This window comes from Streptomyces sp. NPDC002133, from assembly GCF_040296405.1.
Lineage (GTDB): Bacteria > Actinomycetota > Actinomycetes > Streptomycetales > Streptomycetaceae > Streptomyces.
The window spans coordinates 1-1,037 of the sequence record NZ_JBEOXF010000156.1 but is presented as its reverse complement, the minus strand read 5'-3'; the positions used below and the strand labels follow the sequence as shown (position 1 = coordinate 1,037).

The 1,037-nt window shown below is 71.3% G+C and carries 1 protein-coding gene; it reads left to right on the top strand.

The genetic code is table 11. The features are described from left to right. A partial coding sequence (locus ABT078_RS42555; protein WP_351237856.1) for a S8 family serine peptidase occupies positions 1–1,037 on the top strand: 1,037 nt, incomplete at both ends.

The following is a 1,037-nucleotide window of genomic DNA, read 5'->3' as shown; positions in this document are numbered from 1 at the left end:
GTCGAGGCCATGGCCTGGGCGGCCGAGCAGGGCGCCAAGGTGATCAGCCTCAGCCTGGGCGAAACCGACACCCCGGACACCGACGTCATCGAGGCCATGGTCGAGACCGTCACCCGTGAGCACGGTGTCCTGGTCGTGGCCGCGGCCGGCAACAACGGTCCCGGCAAGGTCAACTCTCCCGCCTCCGCCGACCGTGCGCTGGCCGTCGGCGCCACCCAGATCAACGACGAGCTCGCCTTCTTCACCGCGCTCGGTCCCCGGGTGGGCGACTCCGGCCTCAAGCCCGACCTCGTCGCCCCCGGCGTCGGCGTCGTCGCCGCCAAGGCGGGCGGTACCACCGCCGACGACGGCTACACCGGCATGTCCGGCACGTCGATGGCCACGCCGCACGTCGCCGGTGCCGCCGCCATCCTGTTCCAGCAGCACCCCGACTGGACCCCGGAGCAGGTCAAGCGGCAGCTGATGCAGACCACGGCCGGCGGCTTCGAACGCGGCGCCTACTACCAGGGCGCCGGACGCGTCGACATCGCCCGGGCGGTCGGCCAGCAGGTCACCGCCGAGACCACCGCACTGTCCTTCGGCCAGATCCGCTGGACCGACGGCGAGCGGCCGCCGGTGGACAAGACGCTCACGTACCGCAACCCGGGCAGTGAGCCGGTCACCCTCGACCTCGCGCTCAACGCGAGCCACAAGGCCGGCAAGCAGCCCGCGCCGCAGGGTCTGTTCCGCCTCAGCACCGACAAGGTCACCGTGCCCGCGCACGGAACCGCGGACGTCACCCTCACCGCCACCCCCGAGATCGCCACGATCTACACGGCGTACAGCGGTGTGGTCACCGCCTCCACCGCGGACAAGACGGTCTCGGTACGCACCCCGCTCGGCATGGACGTCGAACAGCCGGCCTACGACCTTCGCCTCAGCGTGAAGGACCGCTCGGGCCAGGCCCCCGACCACGCCTACCTGATCGTCAACTCCAACGACCGCCAGTCCTACGAGGTGGAGCTGCACGGCAAGAGCAGCACCGTGCTGAGGCTGCC